Here is a 23931-nt window from a genome sequence, read left to right as displayed (position 1 = left end):
ATCAATGAATCAGCAACATGAATACATAGGGACTCGTAAACTTTTAATAGGAATCGTATTAGCAGTCATCACATTTTGGTTATTTGCTAATTCTTTAATCAATGTAATTCCTAATTTACAAACGTCATTTGGCAGTTATTTAAGTACAATAAGCATTGCGGTAAGTCTAACAGCTCTATTTTGTGGCATGTTTGTAGTTGGAGCGGGCAGTTTGGCAGATTATTTTGGACGTGTACGTTTAACGATAATTGGACTATGGTTAAATATTTTTGGCTCATTACTTATTATCGTTTCTGACTACATTCCGTTATTATTGATGGGACGTGCAATTCAAGGTCTTTCTGCTGCATTGATTATGCCTGCGACACTATCATTAATTAAAGCATACTATCATGGTGACAAACGTCAGCGTGCGCTCAGCTTCTGGTCTATAGGCTCCTGGGGAGGTTCTGGTTTCGCATCTTTATTTGGAGGGATGATAGCTACATTCTTAAGTTGGAGATGGATATTTGTCTTTTCAATTATCGTCTCCCTCATTGCAGTACTTTTAATTAAAGGTACGCCAGAATCTAAGAATCAACATGCATCATCAAGACAGTTTGATATTGTGGGTCTTATTTTACTAGTTGTAATGATGCTCAGTCTAAATATTATGATTACACAAGCTGCACATTTAGGTTTATTTTCCGTAGCGATTGTGTCATTATTTGTTGCATTTGTGTTATCTACAATATTATTTATCATCCTTGAAAATAGAAAACGCTATCCACTCATCGATTTTGCTTTATTTCGTAATCGATTCTATACGAGTGCGACATTTGCTAATTTTTTAATTAATACAGTTGCTGGTACGCTTCTCATAACGAATACGTTTGTCCAACAAGGTATAGGTTTAAGTTCATTTGAAACAGGTTTGTTGTCACTCACGTATTTGATTGCAGTATTAACAATGATTCGAGTAGGAGAGAAAATCTTACAAGAGTTTGGTCCTAGAAAACCTATGCTAATTGGTACGATGTCGACAACAGTGGGAATATTCTTAATGTCGATTACGTTTTTACCTATTCCAGTGTATATCACTTTATGCGTGATAGGATTTTTATTATTTGGATTAGGTTTAGGTTTATTTGCAACGCCTTCGACTGATACAGCCATTTCTCATTCTCCAGAGGAAAAGGTAGGCGTCGCCTCAGGTATTTATAAAATGGCTTCTTCAATAGGTGGCGCTTTTGGTGTGGCCATTTCAGGTTCAATTTATAGCATATTTTCAACATTATTTGATCCAAAATTAGGAGCAATGATGGGGCTATGGTTTAATACAATGATTGCTTTCACTGCATACTTTATTGTATGGCTCACACTTCCTAATACTAAAAAGACCTCATAAGAATCGTCTATTTTCTTTAAATTAAACAAACGTTTTAAAGAGTTTTCTTTTTGAAAATGCAAATAAATTTCACTGAATATTCTTTGATATGATGTTTTATGAGTCATTTCGTGATAGTATAAATTTATATTACGAAAAAAGGGGTGTTAGCGTGAGTTTCTATGAATTTATTCAGAACTTTGTGGGAGATCAAACGCCATTGGGAGAGTTAGCGGCGTGGATTAACCAAGATGCTCATTTTTCAATTGAAGAGACTGTAGCTGATAATATACTCAATTATTTCAATGAACTTAAAGATTTCGATCATGAACTCATAGAAATTGTTAAACGCTCATTATCCCTTTATGAACAAAGTAGGATGTAATACTTATAAATTGAAGTGAAATGAAGGAATTATATATGTTAATCAATGATGCATACAAGGCATATATTATAGAAGAAACTGATCATTCTTTTATGATAGAGAAAAATAATGATAAACAATATTACGAAGTGCTAGAATCTATAAATACACTATCGAACGACGCATTTTGCGTGTTAAATCATCTTTTTGTTAATGAAGGAAACGAAGAAGCTTTTGAACAAAAGTTTTTACAAAGAAACAAACACTTAGAAAATGTACCAGGATTTAGAGCGTTGAGATTTTTAAGACCTAAAACTGTAGGTCGACATTATATAATCGTAACTTTATGGGAAGATCGACAAGCATTTTATGATTGGCAGAATTCTGCTGAGTACGCAGAAACACATAAGAAACGTGGAACATCAAAAGGTGTGGATCATCGCATTGTTAATCGCGATTTATCATATAATGTTAGAATTGAACTTGAAAAACTTCATCATCATATAGATTTTGAAAGCGTCATATAGGTAAATAGGTGGAGAGAAGGGCAGAAATATAATTCTATTGTCCCGCATCCAACTTACATAGCTTGTTGAAATCTTTAAAATAATTTTTGATTTGGGAGTCCACCAATAAAAATGTTTAGAATTGTAGAAAATTGATGTAAGCGCAGTTTTAAAATAGTCATCCATTGCTAATATGTTAATTAAGGCTAAGACAATCATTTGTGTCTTAGCCTTCTTATTTATAGGCATTTAATTCTAAACTGCTTTTACAAGTTTAAATTGGTAAACGTGCCCCTCACTCATAATTAGAATAGAAGGTTTTGAGGTCACTGTATCATTTTGACAATATGACATTTCTCAACTTTAATAGTTATAAAGTCGATTAACGATTTCCAAATACGATTAAATATTGAAAAATAGACAAATTTAAATAGTTAGGAGAGCACGAATCTAAAATGAATTTTTTCAAACTCATTACGATAATTTGTTCCTTAATTCCAATAGAGTTTATCGGCCTAAATATTGATTATCATACGGGGTCACTAATAGGTTATATTCCATTTGTGATTGTCGCGCTCTTAGTGAGTTTATCTATTTTTAAAACTGGTATAAAAAATAACATAGGCATTGTAATATGTAGGGTCATTGGGATATTTCTCTCTTGGATATGTGTTCATTTATTTATGAATGTTTATAATTCATCAGGTTATTTCACCCCATTTTCGACAGATGGTTTTGCAATATTTCTAGGAGCCATTCATGTCATAGTCATTATAATTATCTATTTAGTTATCTATAGTTTCTCTTCTCTAAATAAGTGATTGTATCAATATAGACACAAAAGGCTAGTTTAATGCCTAACCGCGTAAGGATTATTTTTAAAAGTGACTTATAAGTAACTGTTTCTGATTCTGTTCATCATATTCCTTACGCATATACAGTGCTCTAATAAGTAATACAAGAACAATTATCAATATAACCCCAATAATACTAAAAATTCAGAAAATTACTATAATATAAGTTTAATCCATTTGAATGGACTTTAAGTTCTGATAGTATGAGTATGAATGTGAATTGAAAGGAAGTACAGTTATGAACAAATCAGATTTACTTGCTCCAGAGAAATATAATATTATTTCTGAAATTGAAAAATACGCTTCAGATTCATCTAAAAAAGCGATTATTTATAAAGATAACGAACATGATAATATTTCAGTAAGTTATGAAGAGCTATTGCAAAATGCAAATAAAGTAGGGAATGTCTTTTTAAAACATGGTCTTAAAAAAGGTGACAAAGTATTAATCATGATGCCACGCGCTATCGCCACATACGAATTATACATCGCTGCGTTAAAATTGGGTATCGCAATTATACCAAGCTCAGAAATGTTACGTACAAAAGATTTACAATATCGAATTACACATGGTGAAATTGATGCAGTGATTGCATTTCACACATTAACTAAAGAATTTGAAGGCGTTAAAGAATACGAGGAACTTACTAAATTCATTATTGCTGGTCATCAAGATGGTTGGATTTCTATTGAAGATGAAAAAGCTAACGAAAGTAATGAACTTGAAAGTGCTGAAACGACACGTGATGATTTAGCAATTCTTTCATATACTTCGGGAACTACTGGTAATCCTAAAGCTGTTACACATTCTCACGGCTGGGGATATGCGCACTTACAAATGGCACCGAAACATTGGCTATGTATCAAAGAAGATGATCTTGTGTGGGCAACGGCTGCTCCAGGTTGGCAAAAGTGGGTATGGAGTCCGTTCTTATCAATACTAGGAACTGGCGCAACAGCCTTTGTATATAATGGACGTTTCCAACCAGAAACGTATCTTGAATTATTACAAGATTATCAAATTAATGTATTATGTTGTACGCCGACTGAATATCGTATGATGGCAAAATTAAGTAATCTAAATGACTATCATTTAGAACATCTACACAGTGCGGTTTCAGCAGGCGAGCCACTTAATCGTGAAGTTGTAGAGCAATTTAAGAACAACTTTAATCTTACAGTAAGAGATGGTTATGGTCAGACTGAAAGTACATTGCTTATCGGTTTTCTTAAAGATACAGAACCACGTACGGGGTCTATGGGTAAAGGCATTCCAGGTAGTTTTGTCACAATTATTGATGATGATGGTAATGAAGTTCCACCTCAAACTAAAGGTAATATCGCTGTGCCATTAGATTTGCCTGCATTATTTAAAGGATATTATAAAGATGAGGAACGTACGAAAGCGGCTTCAGCAGGTGATTATTATGTCACAGGAGATTTAGCGCATAAAGATGAAGATGGCTATTTCTGGTTTGAAGGACGTCGTGATGATATTATTATCAGCTCTGGCTATACAATCGGTCCATTTGAAGTAGAGGACGCATTGACGAATCATCCTGCTGTTAAGGAATGTGCAGTGGTTGCTAGTCCTCACGAGATTCGTGGTAATATTGTTAAAGCCTTTATCATTTTACAAAATAACTATGAAGGCAATGATGAACTAGTTAAAGAACTTCAGACATTCTGTAAAAATGAAGTGGCCCCTTACAAATATCCTAGAGCAATAGAATTTGTCGATGATTTACCAAAAACAAATTCTGGTAAAATTCGCCGTGTCGAACTGCGTGATGCGGAAATTGCAAAATACAATAACCAAGATTAATTTAATTCGTACTATAAAGTTATAATTATGTATTAAACTGTCGATTCAGTATTAAACTGAGTCGACAGTTTTTTGTGTATAACATATTTATATTTTCACTAATGTTGTTTTAAAGGCTTTTATTCACGTAATCGTAATATTTATGAAATCCTTTTCATAAAAATAGTTGTAATTATTCTTTTAATATGACATACTAAAAAATGATTAGTATGACATATTAAAAGAAGAGGTGGTCTATGATGACACAATATATTTATGCATTTGACGAAGGACGCATTTCAATGAAAGATTTATTAGGTGGGAAAGGTGCTAACCTGTCTGAGATGAAACGTTTAGGTTTACCGGTACCTGATGGATTTACAATTACAACCGAGGCATGTATTGATTACTTAAAACAAAATGAACAATTGCCAACAGAAGTTAAAACACAATTGATACATCACTTAACGTCCTTTTCAGAAAGAACAGGAAAATCATTCTCCTCTGACGAAGATTTATTATTAGTTTCAGTGCGTAGTGGCGCAAAAATTTCTATGCCTGGAATGATGGATACTATCCTTAATTTAGGTTTGAACGATGACAACGTGAAGAAACTTGCTGATAAAACAAATGATGCACGCTTCGCCTATGACTGTTATCGACGTTTATTACAAATGTTTGGTGAAGTCGTTTATGGTATCCCTATGATGGCATTTGATACATATTTTGATGATTTCAAAAATAAACATAATTACAAGAACGATGCGGATATACCTGCTGACGGCTTGCAAACGATATGTGAAAGGTTTAAAGAGATTTACCGAGAAGAGGTATATAAGCCATTTCCTCAAGAACCATTAAAGCAATTAGAGGAAGCGATTGAAGCGGTATTCAAATCTTGGGATAACGATCGAGCGCGTGTATATAGAGAATTAAATGATATTCCGCATGATATTGGAACTGCAGTCAATGTGCAAGAAATGGTATTTGGTAATAGTGGAGAACAGAGTGGTACAGGTGTTGCGTTTACCAGAAACCCAGTTACTGGTGATAACCAATTATTTGGAGAGTACTTACTTAATGCGCAAGGTGAAGACGTTGTAGCAGGAATTAGAACACCACAAGATATTGATACATTAAAGGCGCAAATGCCAGAGGTTCATCAAGAATTTGTTGAAGTGACAAAGCAACTTGAAACACACTATAAAGACATGCAAGATATCGAATTTACGATTGAAAACGGCAAGCTTTATTTACTTCAAACACGTAATGGGAAACGTACGGCAAGAGCTGCCATTGAAATTGCTGTGGATATGGTTAATGAAGGTTTAATCACTCGCAAAGAGGCAGTAGCGAATGTGGATGTAAAATCAATCGATCAATTATTGCATCCTAATTTTAAGGAAGAAGCCTTAGAGCAAGCAACTGTTATTTCGAAATTAGGGTTACCTGCAAGTCCAGGTGCAGCAACAGGCCAAGTCGTCTTCTCAGCTGAAGATGCGAAAGAACAAGCTGAAAAAGGTCATCGTGTAGTTCTGATGCGTCCGGAAACGTCCCCAGAAGATATTGAAGGTATGATTGCTAGTGAAGCTATCGTTACAACTCATGGAGGTATGACATCTCATGCAGCAGTTGTGGCAAGAGGGATGGGTAAATGTTGTGTTACAGGTTGTTCAGATGTTGAAATCGATACTCTAAATAAAACGGTTTATTATTCAGATGGCGAATTGAATGAAGGTGATGTGGTTTCGGTAGATGGTTCCACAGGAGATTTATATGTAGGTGAGATTGAAACGGTCAATGCAGAACACAGTGAAGCATTTGAACAATTTATGGAATGGTCTGAAGAAACTGCGCGCTTACAAGTCAGAATGAATGCCGAAACACCTCAAGATATTAAAGCAGGATATAATTTTGGTGCTAAAGGGATTGGACTTGTAAGAACAGAGCATATGTTCTTTGGAGCTGAGCGTTTAATAGAGATGCGCCGATTTATTTTAGCTTCAGACCATGAAGCACGTATTGGTGCATTAGAGAAGATTAGAACGTATCAAGTAGAGGATTTTGAAGCTATATTTAGACTTTCTCAAGACCGACCTACAATTGTGCGCTTATTAGATCCACCATTACATGAATTTTTGCCAAGCTCAGATGAAGACATCGCAAGCGTTGCCGAACAACTTGATATTCCTAAAGATGTATTACGTAAGCGTATCGCTGAACTCAACGAAGTTAATCCTATGTTAGGTCACCGTGGTTGTCGCTTAGCTATAACTTATCCTGAGTTATACGAAATGCAAGTAGAGGCGATTATTGAAAGTGTATTGAAACTTAAGAAAGAGGGCATAGAGTGTCATCCTGAAATTATGATTCCACTTGTTTCAACTGTTGAAGAGTTTATTACTCTAAAAGGCCGTTTAGCAGAAACAATTACTCAATTGGAAAATGACGCAAAAACAAATGTGAATTATCTTATTGGTACAATGATCGAAACACCGAGAGCATGTTTAATTGCGCAACAACTCGCACAACATTGTGATTTCTTTAGTTTCGGTACAAATGATTTAACACAATTAACTTATGGTTTTTCAAGAGATGATGCAGGGAAATTTATAAACGTGTATACTGAAAGTAACATTTTACAGATTGATCCATTCCAAACATTAGATAAAGATGGTGTGGGACAATTGATTCAATACGCGGTTGAACAAGCTAAGCAAATAAAACCAGAGATCAAGATAGGCGTATGTGGTGAACTTGGTGGTGATGCTAAATCAATTCATCAATTTAATCAATGGTCTATTGACTATGTATCATGTTCGCCATTCAGAGTACCTGGTGCGATATTAGCTACTGCTCAAAGTCAGGCGGAGGAAAGCGAGCGATAAGGTGGAAGAGAAGAACGATCAAGTTTTAAAGTTATTTATTGTTTCGGATTCAATTGGGGAAACGGCACAACGTATGATTCATGCTACATTAACCCAATTCCCAGATTTGACCCAAGTTGAGATTAAGAAATTTCCGTACATTAAAGATGAACAAGAATTTCTTAATGTGCTTCAACTTGCTCGAGAACAAAATGCAATTGTAGCGACAACATTAGTGAGCGAATCATTTAATGCTTTAGGTCATCAGTTTGCGAAAGAACATGATATTCCATACGTCGATTATATGTCAGAGTTAATTCGAATAATTGAAACGCATACAGATGCTAAACCTTTAATGGAAAGTGGCGCATTACGTAAACTTAATGATGAATATTTCAAACGTATTGAAGCTATTGAATACTCAGTCAAATATGATGATGGTAAACATTTTACAGATATTGGTGAAGCGGATGCGTTAATTGTAGGAGTTTCACGTACGTCTAAAACACCATTAAGCATGTATTTAGCCAACAAAGGTTATAAAATAGCAAACATCCCTTTAGTACCGGAAGTTGCCATTCCAGACAATGTATTTCAACAAAAGGGACTAAAAGTGTTTGGCTTAACTGCAAGTCCGAACTATATTGCAAACATTCGTCGCAATCGTGCTGAAACGTTAGGGTTATCTGCTGAGTCTACATATAATAGTTTGGAACGAATTAAGAAAGAACTCTCTTATGCAGAAGAAGTTTTCAAAAAATTGAATGCTACAGTCATCAATACTGAGTATAAATCTATTGAAGAATCTGCATTTTATATAGAAAAGTTTTTAATGCAACGTTAAATTGCTTATTTTAACAGTACGAGGTTGAAGTAGAAAACTTTAACTTTGTGCTGTTATTTCATGTTGATGTGGGTGTGCATTAAGAGCAATATTGTAGTCGGATTAAAAGAGAAAAAATATTTTGTAATTAATATATTTTAGTATAAAAAAATTATTATTAAACAATTGAATAATCTTAGTTAGAATAATTTACATTTCCTTATTGTTGCTTTAACATAGAAGTGTAGTAACTAGTAAAGAGTTTAAGATGCTCTTTAATTTTTGGAGTTGTGAATTGGGATTTAATAAAAGAACAACTCTAATGTACTGGTGTAATATATTTTAAATTATTTGAGAGGTGAACAACATGGCAAAGTCTGAGAAAAAAGACGTTGTATTAATTGGTGCCGGTGTACTTAGTACAACATTCGGTTCAATGTTAAAAAGCATCGAACCTGAATGGGATATCCATTTATATGAACGTCTAGATCGTCCCGGTATTGAAAGTTCAAATGAACGAAACAATGCGGGTACAGGACACGCTGCGTTATGTGAATTGAACTATACAGTTCAACAACCAGATGGTTCAATTGATATCGAAAAAGCAAAAGAAATCAACGAACAATTTGAGATTTCTAAACAATTCTGGGGTCACTTAGTAAAAAGTGGACAAATTGAAAATCCTAGAGAGTTTATTCATCCATTACCACACATTAGTTTCGTACGTGGTAAAAATAACGTGAAATTCTTAAAAGATCGTTATGAAGCAATGAAAAACTTCCCAATGTTCGATAATATCGAATATACAGAAGACTTTGAAGAAATGAAAAAATGGATTCCGTTAATGATGGAAGGTCGTGAAAATAACGGTGGCGTTATGGCGGCTAGTAAAATTGATGAAGGTACAGACGTTAACTACGGTGCTCTTACTCGTAAAATGGCTAAAAACCTTCATGACTCTTCAAACGTTGAAGTACAATACAATCATGAAGTTGTAGACTTTGAACGTTTATCTAATGGTAAATGGTTAGTTAAAATTAAAAACCGTAATACTGGTGATGTATTTGAACATCAAACAGATTATGTATTTATTGGTGCCGGCGGTGGAGCGATTCCACTTCTACAAAAAACTGGCATTCCAGAAAGTAAACACTTAGGTGGATTCCCAATTAGTGGTCAGTTTATTGCTTGTACTAACCCTCAAGTTATTGAACAACACGATGCCAAAGTATACGGTAAAGAACCACCTGGCACACCACCTATGACAGTTCCTCACTTAGATACGCGTTATATCGATGGTGAAAGAACATTATTATTTGGACCATTCGCGAATATTGGACCAAAATTCCTTAAATTTGGTTCTAACCTTGATTTATTCAGATCTGTTAAGCCATATAACATCTCAACATTATTAGCTGCAGCAATTAAGAATGTGCCATTAATTAAATATTCAATTGATCAAGTGATTATGACTAAAGAAGGTTGCATGAATCACTTACGTACATTCTATCCTGAAGCACGTGATGAAGATTGGCAATTATACACAGCAGGTAAGCGTGTACAAGTTATTAAAGATACTGAAGAGAATGGTAAAGGCTTCATTCAATTCGGTACTGAAGTTGTGAACTCTGAAGATCATTCAGTTATCGCTTTATTAGGTGAATCACCAGGAGCTTCTACTTCAGTTTCAGTTGCATTAGAAGTATTAGAACGTAATTTCCCTGAATATACTTCTGATTGGAAACCGAAAATTAAAGAAATGATTCCTTCTTATGGAGAATCATTAATTAATGATGAACAATTAATGAGAAAAATCCGTAAACAAACTTCAAAAGACCTAGAACTAGGTTATTATGATAAAGCTAAAAAATAGAATAGATATTTTTAACGTGTGAGATGTAAAGATGTCTCACACGTCTTTTTTATATACAAATATTTCACCTCATGCCTAGAATATTAATTAATTTTAATAAATAAAGGTAAGAGATACAATGGAGTCAAAGTTAGAGTCGAAGGAGTTTGATGATATGACAAATGAAAATATCTTTGATCAACAGTTTTGGAAAGAGGCTTGGGACAATGATCCTAATACACAAGATAAAAGAATGAAACGTGCAGGTTTAGGTCAACCTGATGCTCCAGGCTTTGAAAAATGGGCTGAAAATTTTAATAAAAATTCTTTTACTGAAGAGAGTCAAAAAAGAGTAAAACGAATTATGTCATGGATTCAGAATCAAACAGGAGGATTTGAAAACCTAAGTATACTGGATGTTGGTGCTGCTTCAGGAGTGTTTAGTATACCGTTCTCAAAAGAAAGCGCTAAAGTTACTAGTCTTGAACCCTCATCCATATTGCACGGTATGTTAAAAGATAATGCGCAACATTATGGTGTAGAGATTGAAACAATTAATGAATCATTTGAAAATATTGAAACGACAGAGATTAAAAAATTCGATTTAGTCTTTGCATCAATGTGTCCTGCAGTAACAACATGGGAAGCCGTGGAAAAAGCTATAGATATAGCTCATCAATATGTTTATGTCAGCTTAATAGCAGGACCTAAAGAAAACTCAATCGTGGATGAGGTCGTTGCTTTTCTTGAATTAGAACCTTCGCCGATGACTGCTGATTTATATTATTTATTGCAGCTACTTTATTGCAATAACTATACGTATGAAACCTTAATTGAGCGTCATACACAACATGCTGAAAAAAGTGTAGATGAAGTCATGCGTCAATTACGTTCTTGGTTAAAAGAAGTGGAAATTGAAATGAATGCGCAACAAAAAGAGAGTATTGAACAATATTTACGAGATAAATATGGCGATCATGTACCCGTAGTTACAGGTGGTAAGTTTGGGAAAGTACTTATCACATTACAAGACTAAATGTATTGAAGGTACGACTTCTAAATGCCGTTTTAACAGTATTTGTTAAAATGGTATTTATTTTTCGAAAAATTATTACGATATATCGTTGACATATTTCGATATATCGCTTAGGATATTGATATATCGAAATAACAAATAAAGAAAGGTGATTTAAATGTTCAGAAGAAGACCTGAAATGATAAGACAAAGAATGGAGCGATTTGAAGGATTTGATTTTGGCAGAGGATTTGGTGGTCCGAGAGGCGGCGGTCGTGACCGCTTTTTCAAGAAAGGCAATTTACAATTTGTCATTCTTAAAATGTTGAAGGAAGAATCACGTCATGGATATCAAATTATTAAAGATTTAGAAGAACGTTTTAAAGGCTTCTATTCACCTAGTCCTGGATCTGTTTATCCTATCTTACAAATGTTAGAAGATAGAGAATTTGTATCAATCTCTAAAGATGGTAAAAAGAAAGTGTACTCAATCACTGAAGAAGGTGAGAAGTTCTTAGAGGAGAATATTAATAATGATGAATTTACACAACGAATGGAACAGTTTCAAAATATAGACTTTGAGCAATTAAAAGCATCAAGAGAACAATTACATGAGGTGTTCCAAGGATTTATGAAAGCGAGTCAGCAAGCACTACAAGATGAAGAATTGAAAAAAGAGTTTGACCAATTTGTAGAAGAAACAAAAGCACGTTTGGAACAATTTTCTAAATAAAAATAGATAGTGGGGGAGTTCAAATGAATATAAAAGATGTTAAAAGCGTAGGTATTATTGGAGGAGGACCTGGTGGATTAATGCTAGGACTTCTTTTGCAACAACAAGGATTTGAAGTGTCAATTTTTGAGAAAGCTGGGTTAGATGTAAATCGAGACCGTGGAGGTTCCTTAGATATTCATGAGGAGAGTGGCCAGTTACCATTAAAAGAAACAGGTATTATTGATCGATTTAGAGAGCTTGCTCGTTTTGAGGGTGAAGATACTCGCGTTTTAGATAAAAATGGTAAGGTTTATTATGAAGAAACAGCCGATCCTGAAGTTGAGGGAGGACGTCCAGAAATTGATCGTGGTGAACTATGTGATATCATCAGTGAACAATTAAGTGAAGGCACAGTAATATATGGTAAAGCGTTCGAATCACTTCGTCGCTTAGACAATGGACAAGTTGAAGTCTCATTTGTTGAGGGAGATACAGCTGAGTTTGACTTTGTAGTTGGGGCTGATGGAGCATTTTCAAAAGTGAGACCTTATTTAGCAAATGTGGACGTAGAATATAATGGTATTTCAATGGTTGAACTAAATGTAGAAGATGCATACAATCAATATCCTGATTTAGCAGCGTTTAATAAAAATGGGAAAATGATGGCATTTGGTGACCATAAAGCAATTCTTGGTCAAGTGAATGGCAATGGAAGAATTAAAGTATATATGTCTTATCAAATGGATTATGAGGAATTTGAAAAATTTAAAGGAATGAGTAAGTCAGAAATTAAAGAACAGTTGTTACAAGATTTCTCGGACTGGGACGAAGATTTAAAAAAATATATTGAATATGCTGGTGATGATGTACTCTTACGTCGAATTTACAAATTGCCTATAGGGTTTAAGTGGGAGAATCAATCTAATCTCACTTTAATCGGAGATGCAGCGCATTTAATGAGTCCATTTGCAGGCGAGGGTGTTAATATGGCATTCTACGATGCATATTTATTAGCGAAAGCACTTAAAGAGAATAATAATTTACAAGATGCGTTGAAAGAATATGAAGCATCTATGTATGAAGCTTCAGAACAGAGTGCAAGTGAGTCTCAAGCTAATTTAGAAGAAATGTTTGGTGATGACGCTGCTCAAAAATTTGGCGATTTCTTTAATCACATTGGTGAATTGTTTGAAGAGCATCAAGCACAAAAATTAGATAATAAATAATAAAAAGTATAAAGAAATGCCGTGTGGTCAAATAGATTACCACACGGCATTTTATATTAGGTTAAGCAAGATAATGTTGCATAACCGGAATGATAGACGGGCTTCAGTGAGCAGGTTTTTCGGCAGAAACTCTCAAACTCTCGTCAAAACTAAAGAACAGTTTTGCTCGCTTTTCGGTTCTGCTCAAAACCTAAGCGCTCACTTCCGCACCTTAATTTTTATTTACTGATGCGTCATAGATTGAATCTACTGCGTCGCCTAACGCTTTATCGAATTCTTCTTGAGATTGGCTAGCGCGTAAGTCGCTTGCTAATGCACGTGAGAAGCTTGCGATTAATTCATCGTTGTCTTTTAATAATTTGTTAGCTTCGTCTCTGCTATAACCGCCAGATAATACAACGACACGTACAACGTTAGGATGGTCAGCTAATTCTTTGTATAAGTTAGCTTCAGTAGGAATAGTTAATTTTAACATTACTAATTGATCATCATTTAATGCGTCTAAGCCTTTTTTGATTTCAGCTTTTAATACTTTTTCAATTTCAGCTTTGTCTTTTGCATTAATGTTTACTTCTGGTTCGATGATTGGTACTAACCCTTTAGCAATGATTTTTTTAGCAAATTCGAATTGTTGTTCAACAACGTCTTTGATACCTTGTTCATTTAATTCTAAGATATTAGAACGCATTTTAGTACCAAAGATATGACGTTCATTTGCACGGTCTAATGTTTCGTCTAAGTCATTGATAGGTTTCATTAATTGAACACCATTTTGTTGTTCAGCTAAACCTTTATCGACTTTTAAGAAAGGTACAATACCTTTGTCAGCTAAGTAATCACCAGTATATTTACCTTCTACTTCACGATCCATTGTTTGTTCGAATAGAATTGCACCTAAGATTTTATCAGGTGAAAATGATGGTGAAGTTACTACGCGAGTACGCATATCATGTACAAGTTGGAACATCTCATCTTCATTGCTATATTGGTCTTCATTAATGCCATATTCTTTAAGCGCTTTAGGAGTACTACCGCCACTTTGGTCTAATGCTGCGATAAATCCTTTGCCATTAGTCATTTTTTCTAATTGTTCTTTATTCATACTTTCCACTCCTTAACTTAACTTTCATTTATAGTATGATAAAAAATATTTTTTATCTCAAGCTTTTCAACTCGAAAAATGTGTAAAAGTATTCTGAATATTGTATTAAGTCATAAATTTGACGTAAATTAGAATTATATTGCTGACAATGTAAAAGTATAAGGCTTATTTCTTATCAAGTTGAAGTGAAAATTTCATAGGGTACATAAGGTCTTCATATAGCTCAAATGTTTTTAAGAATATTCCTTACATCGCTCTGAAACTTTAAGAAACCTATACCATGAATATAAAAAACTCAGTGCAAAAGTTTTGTGTACTTTTCACACTGAGTATTGATATATGCAACCTAAATCAGTTTAGAATAGCATTTTGTCACTACCGAACGTATCACCAAGCGCTTGTTGAGCAAGCACGTTGAGGTAATTCCATGGGCGATCGTAGTCAGGTTGGAAGAAGAAATCTTGTACGGCTAATTGTTCTAGTGTATATCCTGCTGATATCGCCATAGAAATTGTATTGATAGAAGCTGTAACATCTTCTGTAGACATGACTTGTCCACCTAAAATTTGATGACTATCTTCATCGTAAATGATTTTCATGTGAATTGTAGTTTCGTCTTGCATGAATTTTGGATGGATCAGTTCTTCAACATATTTTTGACCTAAATTGCCATCATAACTATCAGCTTCTGTACCGTGTACACCAGTTTGTCCAAATTTATAATCAAATAATTGCAATCCAGATGTTCCGGATACTCTTGGCATAGTCATATTTTTACCAGTCATATTTTTTGCTGCTACGACACCTTGACGACGAGAGTTTGTCGCTAAAGCAATGTAACGATCTTCTTCAACTGGAGCGAATGGTACAAGTGTTGCGTCGCCACCGGCATATACATCTTTAGCAGAAGTTTGTTGTTGATGGTCAATATTGATAATACCTTTTTCGCCTAATTCAATTTTGCCATCTAACCATTCAGTTGCAGGTGTAACACCGACTGCGAATAAAACAGTATCTGCTTCATATTCATTTTTATCGGTTACAACTTTTGTTACGTTTCCATTGTCATCACCAGTTAATGATTGAACGGTTTCACCGCCTTTGAAGTAAAGACCATGTTTTTCTGAATTTTGTTGTAAAATGTCAGTGAATTCTTGATCTAAATACGTATTTAAAATTCTATCTGCAATGTCAACTATCGTTGTTTCAATACCTGCTTTAGCGAAGGCTTCGGCAGCTTCGATACCAATATAGCCACCACCTACGACAACCGCTTTTTTAGCTTGAGGCATGCGTTGCTTAATTTGATCTGCCCATTCACGACCACGCATAAATAGTACGTTATTATACTGATCAATGCCGTCAATTGGAGGAGTAACTGGTTTACCGCCAGGACTTAAGAACAATTTGTCATACGTTACTTCATTAGATTGTCCATTTTGTTCTACAGTTATCATTTTTTTATCTGTATTTAAGTCAGTAACAGTACTGTTTACATGGATGTTAACTCCTTGTTCTTTATAAGAAGCTTTAGAAGCATAGTGTAATGAATCTAATGACGGTGAAACATCTTCTAAATAGCTTTGAATACCACAAGATAAGAATGAAGGTTTATCTCCACTTTCAAATACATGAATTTCAGCATTTGAATCTTCTTTTAAAAGTGTTTCAATCACTTCATAACCAGCATGTGATGTACCAACGACTACATATTTCATGATTAAATTCCTCCTTAAGACTTTGTTAATCTATAGTAAAATGCGTAAGCATTATTAGAATTAATGTTTACATTATTATTATTTCCGTTTTAATTATCGATTATTCAATTTATCATTGCTATAATGTTGGATTTCAAAAAATCGTCAAAAAAGGGCCATACCATAGTGATGAAACACTATCATATGACCCTCTATCAATAAAATTTAAATTTATTAGATTATGAAGTTTTTTCTCTACGTTTGCGTCCGCCAATTAATAATCCGCCTGCTAGAAGTGACGTACCAGCGATTAAATCCATCCCTACATGTGTGTCATTATGACCTGTTTCAGGAAGTGAAGATTTAGAATGCTTTGGTAAATCAGAAGATTTTACGTCTCCTACATAGAATGAATTAAGTTCTCTAGTAGAATCAACGGCTACTTCTTTTTTGGCCACGTGTTTAGGTTCTTTATAAGGTTTTGTTGTGATATCTTGGCCAGTATAACAATCTTCGCTATTCAAAGTGCTATAATTACCAAAGTTTCCACTTTTATATTGAACCTCACCATCTTTATAAACTTTATAAGTACCCACACCTGCACCAGATTTATTATTAATACCGATTTCGTAGTAGTCCCCTTTATCTTTTACGGCATTGAAATTCTGTAAGTTGGGATTGCCACCGCTGTTTTTCATAGCTTGTTGTGCTACGTCTTTTGCATTATTTGCAGTTACTTCATCCGCTTTTGCTTCAGAAACATTTGCAGTCGTAAATAATACTGCCCCAGTTATTACAGTTGTTGCAATAAGAGAAACCTTGTTCACAATGATAACCCCATTTCGAATTTGAGAATTTAGAATTTGAAATAATGTTTTCTACGCTTTTAGTGTACCACCTGAATAAAATAATCATACCGGTTTAAAAGAAACATTATTGAAACTTTAAGATAAGTTAAAGAAGTTAATATATCCTCACGATTTGTTCATATTTACTTATCAATTTATTCATAAAATGTCTTCGATAGAGTGCAATCAACATGTGATATGTAATTTTAAAATAACTATACACTTTAGTTTACATACACTATATAATTAATTTATATAGTAGTTTATATGTATTAAGCATCAAGCTATTCATTTTCAGAAAAAAGGGGATTAATAGGTATGAAAAAAATGGTGAGTGCATGTCTAGTGACATCTTTATTATTAGCAAGTTGTAGTACGGGGCAAAGTAATGACAATAAAGGAAGTTCAAATCTTTCAGACGATAAATCTCAGTCATCTAAAAGTAATAAAAATTCTAAAAATAATAATTCAAATCATGCATCAAGTCAAAGTTCTAATGACAAGAGTCAAGAGGACGCTAATCAGGAGAATACGCATTCAAATACTTATTATGCGAAAGTATGGTTAACGGCATTAGAAAGCTATAGGGGAAACAGTGATATAAAATTTGACGATTTAGATATTAAACATGGGGATGTTTCAGGTAAATTAATTGATCCTTATTTACCTGATGTTTCTGTAAAATTTCCAGAAGGAACTGAAATTTTGACTGCAAGCGTTCATGCTGCTGGGTCAGTCTATTATAAAAATAATGGAGACGGTACGATAACGATTTATCCCGTGCCATCACAATTTAACGGTCCGATTTACGGTGATGAATATGGCAAGAAAGAATCACAACGTGTACTAGACAAAGCTTCAACTGTAAAATTATATGACGCAAGTGATAGTGAAATTAATAAAATAAGTGCATTAATGTCATCAGAACCTGCAAGTTATGGAGATCCAATCGATACTCAATCAAGTTCAGATTCAGATGATGATAATAGTTCAGATAGTACTACAGTGACACGAAGTAATGTAATCGATTTGGTGGAAGATTATGAAGGACACAAATTAGATACTGACACATATACTTACAAAGAGCCTGAAGAAGACAGTGATGGCAATTGGGGATTCTCATTTACAGATAAAGATGGGGAACTCGCAGGCTCTTACATTATAGATCAAGATGGCATTGTTACTAAGTATGATAAACATGGTGATGAGGAATAATAAATAGTAAGAAAGGTCCAGAACAAATAGCTTCTGGGCCTTTTAATTATAAGTGTTTCTTAGCAATCGTAGGTATACTGATAGCCATGAGAATCATGAATAAGATATGAGCTTCCATCCACAATGCATATGCATTCCAACTGAATTTAAACAATGAACGTTGGGCAATCGCAATTAAAAATGGGTACATGACTATAAAAATAATCGTTAAAGGAACAAATGCTAAGTGATATAGGGGCTTGGAGTAATGATAAATAATTAAAAAAACGATATAGATTACGATACCTATACTTAAATGAATCAACCCTTCAACAATTGTAGGCACTTTCTTCGGGTCAATTAAGAAATCAATATTAAGTAATAGCTGGGTTAAATGCGTCTTTTGAAATAGAACGTCCATCACAATAGTAGTGATTAATAATATAGCGCTGATGACAATTGCACTTAATAAATGATAACCATATCTAAGCCACATAAATTTATCCTCCATAATAATTTTACTTTTTATTATTCCCATAATTAAACAATTTAGACATTTCTATTTGAGTGGTTGAATTCATTTTTAAATTAATAAACCCAAACAATATTTTAATAATTCAGAAAATATTTACAAATCAGAAAATTATTAGTATATTGAGTACTATCATATTACTGGGAATTCATTTTAAGACTGATAAAAAGTGACTCAAAAGCGTTATGAGAAGGAATAATACAGTATAAGAAATGGATGATAAAGCCTAGGGAAGGTGAATTTATCATGAGTAAAGCAAAAAATTTAATTAATGAAGATGAAAAGTATTTCGCTAAGTCAGGACGTATTAAATATTATCCTTTAGCTATTGATTATGGCTATGGTGCGACGCTAGTAGATGTAGATGGAAAGGAATATATAGATTTATTATCAAGTGCAAGTTCGCAAAATGTGGGGCATGCACCTAAGAAAGTCACAGATGCTATTAAAAAACAAGCAGAAAAATTTGTTCATTATACGCCAGCATATATGTATCATGAACCACTTGTACGTTTATCAAAGAAGATTTGTGAAATAGCTCCTGGAGATTTTGAAAAAAGAGTAACGTTTGGTTTAACTGGATCTGATGCTAATGACGGTATTATTAAGTTTGCTCGTGCCTATACCGGACGTCCCTATATGATTAGTTTCACAAACGCATACCACGGTTCAACGTTTGGCGCTTTATCGATGTCAGCTATTAGCTTAAATATGCGAAAACACTATGGACCATTACTTAATGGTTTTTATCATATTCCATTTCCAGACAAATATAGAGGGATGTTTGAACAATCAACATCTAATACAGTGGAAGAATATCTTGCGCCTCTCAAAGAAATGTTTGCGAAATACGTTCCAGCAGAAGAGGTCGCATGCATTGTAGTAGAGACAATACAAGGTGATGGAGGCTTACTTGAACCTGTATCAGGTTATTTTGAAGCCCTACAAGATTTATGTCACCAGCATGGTATTTTAATTGCAGTTGACGATATTCAACAAGGATTAGGACGTACAGGTAGATGGAGTTCTGTGGATCATTTTAACTTTACTCCTGATTTAATTACTTTTGGAAAGTCTCTAGCTGGAGGTTTACCAATGTCAGCTTTGGTAGGTCGTAAAGAAATTATGGAAAACCTTGAAGCGCCAGCGCATTTATTTACTACAGGTGCCAACCCTGTTAGTTGTGAAGCGGCATTAGCTACATTAGAAATGATAGAAGAGGAAGATTTATTAACCGCTGCCACTGAAAAGGGGAACTACGTACGCCAGCGAATGAATCAATGGATGACACAGTTTGAGAGTGTAGGAGATGTACGAGGTGTTGGATTATCAATAGGTATAGATATTGTGTCTGATAAGGAAATTAAGACACGAGATTCAGAAGCAGCATTGAAAATTTGTAATTATTGCTTTGAGCATGGAGTTGTAATCATTGCAGTCGCAGGAAATGTATTGAGATTTCAACCACCACTAGTAATTACTTATGAACAACTTGATACAGCACTCGATACCATTGAGAATGCACTTAAAGCATTGGAAAAAGGTAACTTAGATCAGTATGAAATTACCGGTCAAGGATGGTAATGAATCAAAAAGATTCTCATTTTATTAAAACTAAATGAGGATCTTTTTTTTATAAAAAAAGGCACAAGTGCTGTAAAAACAACACTTGTGCCACTTAGTATTTATTATTTCGGTGCGTGATATTCTTCTTCATCATTTTTCTTAGAGTGTTTCAGTCCATAAAGTAAGTAAATAACAATACCTACAACGAACCATATTAAAGTATATAATTTAGCTTCAAAGCTTAGTCCCCAGAATACAAGTAATACGAGTACAAATGTAATAGCTGGTAATACTGGATATAATGGTAATTTGAAATCTGGTTTTGGTAAATCCTTACCTTCACGTTTTCTTAAGCGATACATTGCCAGTGATACAAACATAAATGCTACGAGTGTACCTGCAGAAATTAATTGTGCTAAAAAGTTGAATGGGAACATTGAACCTATTACCACACCAATAATTGTTAAAATAAGTAAAGCTCTGTTTGGTAAGTGCTTATGATTTAATTGACTTAACCATGAAGGTAGTAATCCGTCGCGACCAAATGAATACAATAATCGTGATCCGGCTAACATCATACCGATTAAAGCAGTGAACATACCGATAACTGAAATCGCTTGAACCACTGCCGCTATAATTCCATGGCCACTTTTACGTAGAGCCCAACCTACTGGTTCAGCATTGTCTGCATATTGTGAGTAATGGAACATACCAACTAAGACTAATGCCACGGCTACAAATAGTACAATGGCTACTGCAAGAGAACCTAAAATCCCTCTAGGCATTGTTTTTTGAGGGTTAATAGCTTCTGCAGAGTTTGCAGCAATTGAATCAAATCCAATATATGCTAAGAAAATCATTGATACACCAGCATATATACCTTGCCATCCACCAAAATCACCTGATTTTGTAACTTTATGCTCAGGCACAAATGGTACGAAGTTACTAAAGTTGATTGCTGTTAAACCAACAATGACAAATAAGATAATTGCCAAAACTTTAAGTATAACTAGGATATTTTCCATGCGAGCGGCTTCAGTCACACCACGAGAAAGTAATAACGCAGTTAATATAATTACGACAGCAGCGATGATGTCTATTACACCGCCTTTATTGCCGAAAGTATTCGACAACGCGTTAGGTAATGTGATACCAATCGGGGCGATAAGACCTCTTAAGTTAGCTGAAAATCCGGAAGCAACAAAGGCTACCGCAATAAAGTACTCAGCAAGTAATGCCCATCCAGCAACCCATCCGAAGAATTCTCCAAATAATACATTAATCCATGAATATGCTGATCCTGCGAAAGGCATAGTCGATGCCATTTCAGCATATGTAAAAGCTACAAGACCAGCCACTATAGCTGCTAATAGGAACGATAAAGCTACTGCTGGACCGGCGTGCTCTGCAGCAACAACTCCTGGTAGAGTGAAAATGGATGTAGAAACAATTGTACCGACACCTAACGCAAGAAAGTCACGAACACGTAATGTGCGTTTAAGGTGTCCATCTTTATTTTGATAAATTGTTGGATTCTCTTTACGAGTAATCCGGTTAAAAAAACTAGACATAATAAACCTCCACTTACTAATAAGACATCTATTTCGAGCAGTCAAGGTGTTTATAGAGATTGTTATAGTCCTTATATAAACATCACGAGTGACCAGCTATTTCTAATAATTTATATCATAGCATAGAATTTTCTTATTTTGTCTAAAAATTCTGAAAAATTAAAGCTTTTCTATCTCTCTTTTGATGAATAAATCAAATGTAAGCATTTCACGAAATGATAAACTTGATTATATCAGATATACAAAAAATAAAAATAGAATTTTTAACGAAATTTTTACCAATATTTTACAATTTACATTTATGGGTTATAAAACGGATAAATTAACATTCTATAGTGGCAAGGTGTAAAATATGATTGAAAAAATAGAAAAGAGGTGGTAGCTATTTCATTAGACAAATATCTCACACAAAATATTTATCAATTTAAAGAGATGGCTATTGCATTGACATTTGTTGGTGGATATATAGATGCTTATACCTTTTTAGAACGTGGAGGCACTTTAGCAGCGGGTCAAACTGGTAACCTCATCTTTCTAGCTTCTGAAGTCTCTCATCATAACCTTGATGGTGGATTGTTAAAGATTATTTCAGTTATCTCATTTATGATAGGTGTCATGTTTGTTTCATTAATACATGCGAAAATAGCTACAAGATATTGGCGTCTTATCGCTTTACTACCAATCACAATGAGTAGCATCACAGTGGGTTTTATACCTGCATCAATACCGAACATCTATATTATTCCACCTTTAGCATTTAGTATGGCCATGCTTACTACTGCGTTTGGTAAAATAGAAGGTGAAGGATATGCTAACACATTTTCAACAGGTAATTTAAAAAAAGCTGTGATTGCGCTAAGTGAATTTATTATAAATAAAGACAAAGTACAATTGAGTAAATCATTGCTTTACATTAGAATAGTAATAAGTTTTGTTGTGGGGGCTATTATATCTGCGTTACTTCAAAAATATATGGGAATCTATACAATTTTAATAGCTGCATTCATTTTAATTAGCGTTTTAATATTTTATAGCTTTCTGATTTATCGCAGAGAACGTAATATTCAGTAATATTAATTTGCATAAGGATGAGTAAAGAAATGGAAATTAAACAGATAAAATATTTCGTAGAAGTCGTTCGCCAAGGGGGAATGACACAAGCGTCAGAACATTTATATATTGCTCAATCAACGATTAGTAAAGCTATAAAAAATATCGAGAATGAATATGATATTACTTTATTCGATCGTTCTCAGAAACAAATTAAATTGACAGATATTGGCCAAACATTTTATGACAATAGTCTAGAATTTTTGGCTCTATTTGAGAAACTATCATTAGAAATGAACGATGTAGTCAATGTTCAAAAGGGCCATATTAAGATAGGACTTTCACCCATGATGAATGTTCAAATGTTTACAAATGCGCTTAATCAATTTCACAAGTTATACCCTAATGTGACATACGAAGTCATTGAAGGTGGAGGGAAAATAGTAGAGAACTTAACTGCTAATGACGATGTAGATATAGGTATAACAACGTTGCCTGTGGACCATTCATTATTCCATTCTGTTTCCTTATACAATGAAGAGTTATTACTAGTAGTCAGTAACGATCATCATCTCTCGGATATGGAAAAGGTAGACCTAGCAGAATTAAAAAATGAAGAATTTGTATTGTTCCACGATGATTATTATCTTAAAGATCAAATTATAGAAAACTGTAAACGTATAGGTTTCTATCCTAAGACAGTCGCTAACATCTCACAAATTAGCTTTATTGCTAACATGATTCAACAAGGTATAGGTATTAGTATTGTACCTGAAAGTTTAGTACGTTTAATGGGAGATAATGTAACGTCCATTCAATTAGAAAATGTAGAACTCTCATGGCATTTAGGTGCCATATGGAGAAAAGATGCTTATTTAAATTATGTAACACGCCAGTGGATAGACTTTATTTCAACACTCCAACCAGTTAAATAAATTTTAAACGCGACTTCTAATTAATTTGTTAGAGGTCGTTTTAG

20 protein-coding genes are annotated in these 23931 nt (G+C 34.1%); 15 read left to right on the top strand and 5 right to left on the bottom strand.

Going from position 1 to position 23931, the window contains the following annotated elements; translation table 11 throughout:
• Positions 1 to 4: 4 nt before the first annotated feature.
• The 11 genes from HMPREF3154_RS06855 (at position 5) to HMPREF3154_RS06805 (ending at position 13392) form a co-directional block, all read left to right on the top strand.
• Positions 5 to 1387 carry an MFS transporter gene (locus tag HMPREF3154_RS06855; RefSeq protein WP_030059174.1) on the top strand — a complete coding sequence of 461 codons (1383 nt, stop codon included), beginning with the start codon at positions 5 to 7 and terminating at the stop codon, positions 1385 to 1387.
• Positions 1388 to 1538: 151 nt separating this feature from the next.
• Positions 1539 to 1751, top strand: coding sequence for a YozE family protein (locus HMPREF3154_RS06850; RefSeq protein WP_070474516.1), 213 nt, complete (start codon positions 1539 to 1541; stop codon positions 1749 to 1751).
• A gap of 35 nt (positions 1752 to 1786) precedes the next feature.
• Positions 1787 to 2257 (top strand): antibiotic biosynthesis monooxygenase family protein, encoded by a 471-nt coding sequence (locus HMPREF3154_RS06845; RefSeq protein WP_030059173.1) that lies wholly within the window; start codon positions 1787 to 1789, stop codon positions 2255 to 2257.
• A 434-nt stretch (positions 2258 to 2691) separates the two neighbouring features.
• Positions 2692 to 3057, top strand: coding sequence for a hypothetical protein (locus HMPREF3154_RS11655; RefSeq protein WP_030059172.1), 366 nt, complete (start codon positions 2692 to 2694; stop codon positions 3055 to 3057).
• A 271-nt stretch (positions 3058 to 3328) separates the two neighbouring features.
• Positions 3329 to 4915 carry an acyl-CoA synthetase MbcS gene (gene mbcS, locus HMPREF3154_RS06835; protein WP_030059171.1) on the top strand — a complete coding sequence of 529 codons (1587 nt, stop codon included), beginning with the start codon at positions 3329 to 3331 and terminating at the stop codon, positions 4913 to 4915.
• Positions 4916 to 5154: 239 nt separating this feature from the next.
• Positions 5155 to 7782, top strand: coding sequence for a pyruvate, phosphate dikinase (gene ppdK, locus HMPREF3154_RS06830; RefSeq protein WP_037550613.1), 2628 nt, complete (start codon positions 5155 to 5157; stop codon positions 7780 to 7782).
• Position 7783: 1 nt separating this feature from the next.
• Complete coding sequence (locus tag HMPREF3154_RS06825; RefSeq protein WP_002432738.1) at positions 7784 to 8605, top strand: pyruvate, water dikinase regulatory protein; 822 nt, start codon at positions 7784 to 7786, stop codon at positions 8603 to 8605.
• Positions 8606 to 8951: 346 nt separating this feature from the next.
• Positions 8952 to 10457: an L-lactate dehydrogenase (quinone) gene (gene lqo, locus HMPREF3154_RS06820; protein ID WP_002432748.1), complete on the top strand. Its 1506-nt coding sequence runs from the start codon at positions 8952 to 8954 to the stop codon at positions 10455 to 10457.
• Positions 10458 to 10611: 154 nt separating this feature from the next.
• Positions 10612 to 11472 carry a class I SAM-dependent methyltransferase gene (locus HMPREF3154_RS06815; RefSeq protein WP_030059064.1) on the top strand — a complete coding sequence of 287 codons (861 nt, stop codon included), beginning with the start codon at positions 10612 to 10614 and terminating at the stop codon, positions 11470 to 11472.
• Between the two features lie 157 nt (positions 11473 to 11629).
• Positions 11630 to 12184, top strand: a complete 555-nt coding sequence (locus tag HMPREF3154_RS06810; RefSeq protein WP_002432898.1) for a PadR family transcriptional regulator — start codon at positions 11630 to 11632, stop codon at positions 12182 to 12184.
• 23 nt (positions 12185 to 12207) lie between these two features.
• Positions 12208 to 13392: an FAD-dependent oxidoreductase gene (locus HMPREF3154_RS06805; RefSeq protein ID WP_030059066.1), complete on the top strand. Its 1185-nt coding sequence runs from the start codon at positions 12208 to 12210 to the stop codon at positions 13390 to 13392.
• Between the two features lie 211 nt (positions 13393 to 13603).
• Here the strand turns inward: HMPREF3154_RS06805 and HMPREF3154_RS06800 are convergent, their stop codons facing one another.
• From HMPREF3154_RS06800 to HMPREF3154_RS06790, 3 genes are all read right to left on the bottom strand, one after another.
• Positions 13604 to 14494: a fructose bisphosphate aldolase gene (locus tag HMPREF3154_RS06800; protein ID WP_002432552.1), complete on the bottom strand. Its 891-nt coding sequence runs from the start codon at positions 14492 to 14494 to the stop codon at positions 13604 to 13606.
• A 356-nt stretch (positions 14495 to 14850) separates the two neighbouring features.
• Positions 14851 to 16212, bottom strand: coding sequence for an FAD-dependent oxidoreductase (locus HMPREF3154_RS06795; RefSeq protein WP_030059068.1), 1362 nt, complete (start codon positions 16210 to 16212; stop codon positions 14851 to 14853).
• Between the two features lie 218 nt (positions 16213 to 16430).
• Complete coding sequence (locus HMPREF3154_RS06790) at positions 16431 to 17018, bottom strand: hypothetical protein (protein ID WP_023351068.1); 588 nt, start codon at positions 17016 to 17018, stop codon at positions 16431 to 16433.
• Positions 17019 to 17357: 339 nt separating this feature from the next.
• Here HMPREF3154_RS06790 and HMPREF3154_RS06785 point away from each other — a divergent pair, with 339 nt between their 5' ends.
• Positions 17358 to 18254, top strand: a complete 897-nt coding sequence (locus tag HMPREF3154_RS06785; RefSeq protein WP_070474513.1) for a hypothetical protein — start codon at positions 17358 to 17360, stop codon at positions 18252 to 18254.
• A gap of 46 nt (positions 18255 to 18300) precedes the next feature.
• Here the strand turns inward: HMPREF3154_RS06785 and HMPREF3154_RS06780 are convergent, their stop codons facing one another.
• Complete coding sequence (locus tag HMPREF3154_RS06780) at positions 18301 to 18729, bottom strand: hypothetical protein (RefSeq protein ID WP_070474510.1); 429 nt, start codon at positions 18727 to 18729, stop codon at positions 18301 to 18303.
• Between the two features lie 282 nt (positions 18730 to 19011).
• Between HMPREF3154_RS06780 and HMPREF3154_RS06775 the strand changes: the two genes are divergently transcribed.
• The gene (locus HMPREF3154_RS06775) at positions 19012 to 20349 is read left to right on the top strand and encodes an aspartate aminotransferase family protein (RefSeq protein WP_070474507.1); all 1338 of its coding nucleotides are present in this window, start codon (positions 19012 to 19014) and stop codon (positions 20347 to 20349) included.
• A 104-nt stretch (positions 20350 to 20453) separates the two neighbouring features.
• On the opposite strand, the gene HMPREF3154_RS06770 is transcribed toward HMPREF3154_RS06775, so the two are convergent.
• Positions 20454 to 21902, bottom strand: coding sequence for an APC family permease (locus HMPREF3154_RS06770; protein ID WP_030059074.1), 1449 nt, complete (start codon positions 21900 to 21902; stop codon positions 20454 to 20456).
• Positions 21903 to 22277: 375 nt separating this feature from the next.
• Between HMPREF3154_RS06770 and HMPREF3154_RS06765 the strand changes: the two genes are divergently transcribed.
• Positions 22278 to 22973: a YoaK family protein gene (locus tag HMPREF3154_RS06765; protein ID WP_002432493.1), complete on the top strand. Its 696-nt coding sequence runs from the start codon at positions 22278 to 22280 to the stop codon at positions 22971 to 22973.
• Positions 22974 to 23002: 29 nt separating this feature from the next.
• Positions 23003 to 23887 (top strand): cidABC operon transcriptional activator CidR, encoded by an 885-nt coding sequence (locus tag HMPREF3154_RS06760; protein WP_002432944.1) that lies wholly within the window; start codon positions 23003 to 23005, stop codon positions 23885 to 23887.
• Positions 23888 to 23931 lie beyond the last annotated feature (44 nt).

It is taken from the genome of Staphylococcus sp. HMSC06C11 (genome assembly GCF_001808345.1).
Taxonomy (GTDB): Bacteria; Bacillota; Bacilli; order Staphylococcales; family Staphylococcaceae; genus Staphylococcus; species Staphylococcus capitis.
The sequence above is the reverse complement of the archived record's forward strand: the minus strand, read 5'-3'. Positions and strand labels throughout refer to the sequence as shown.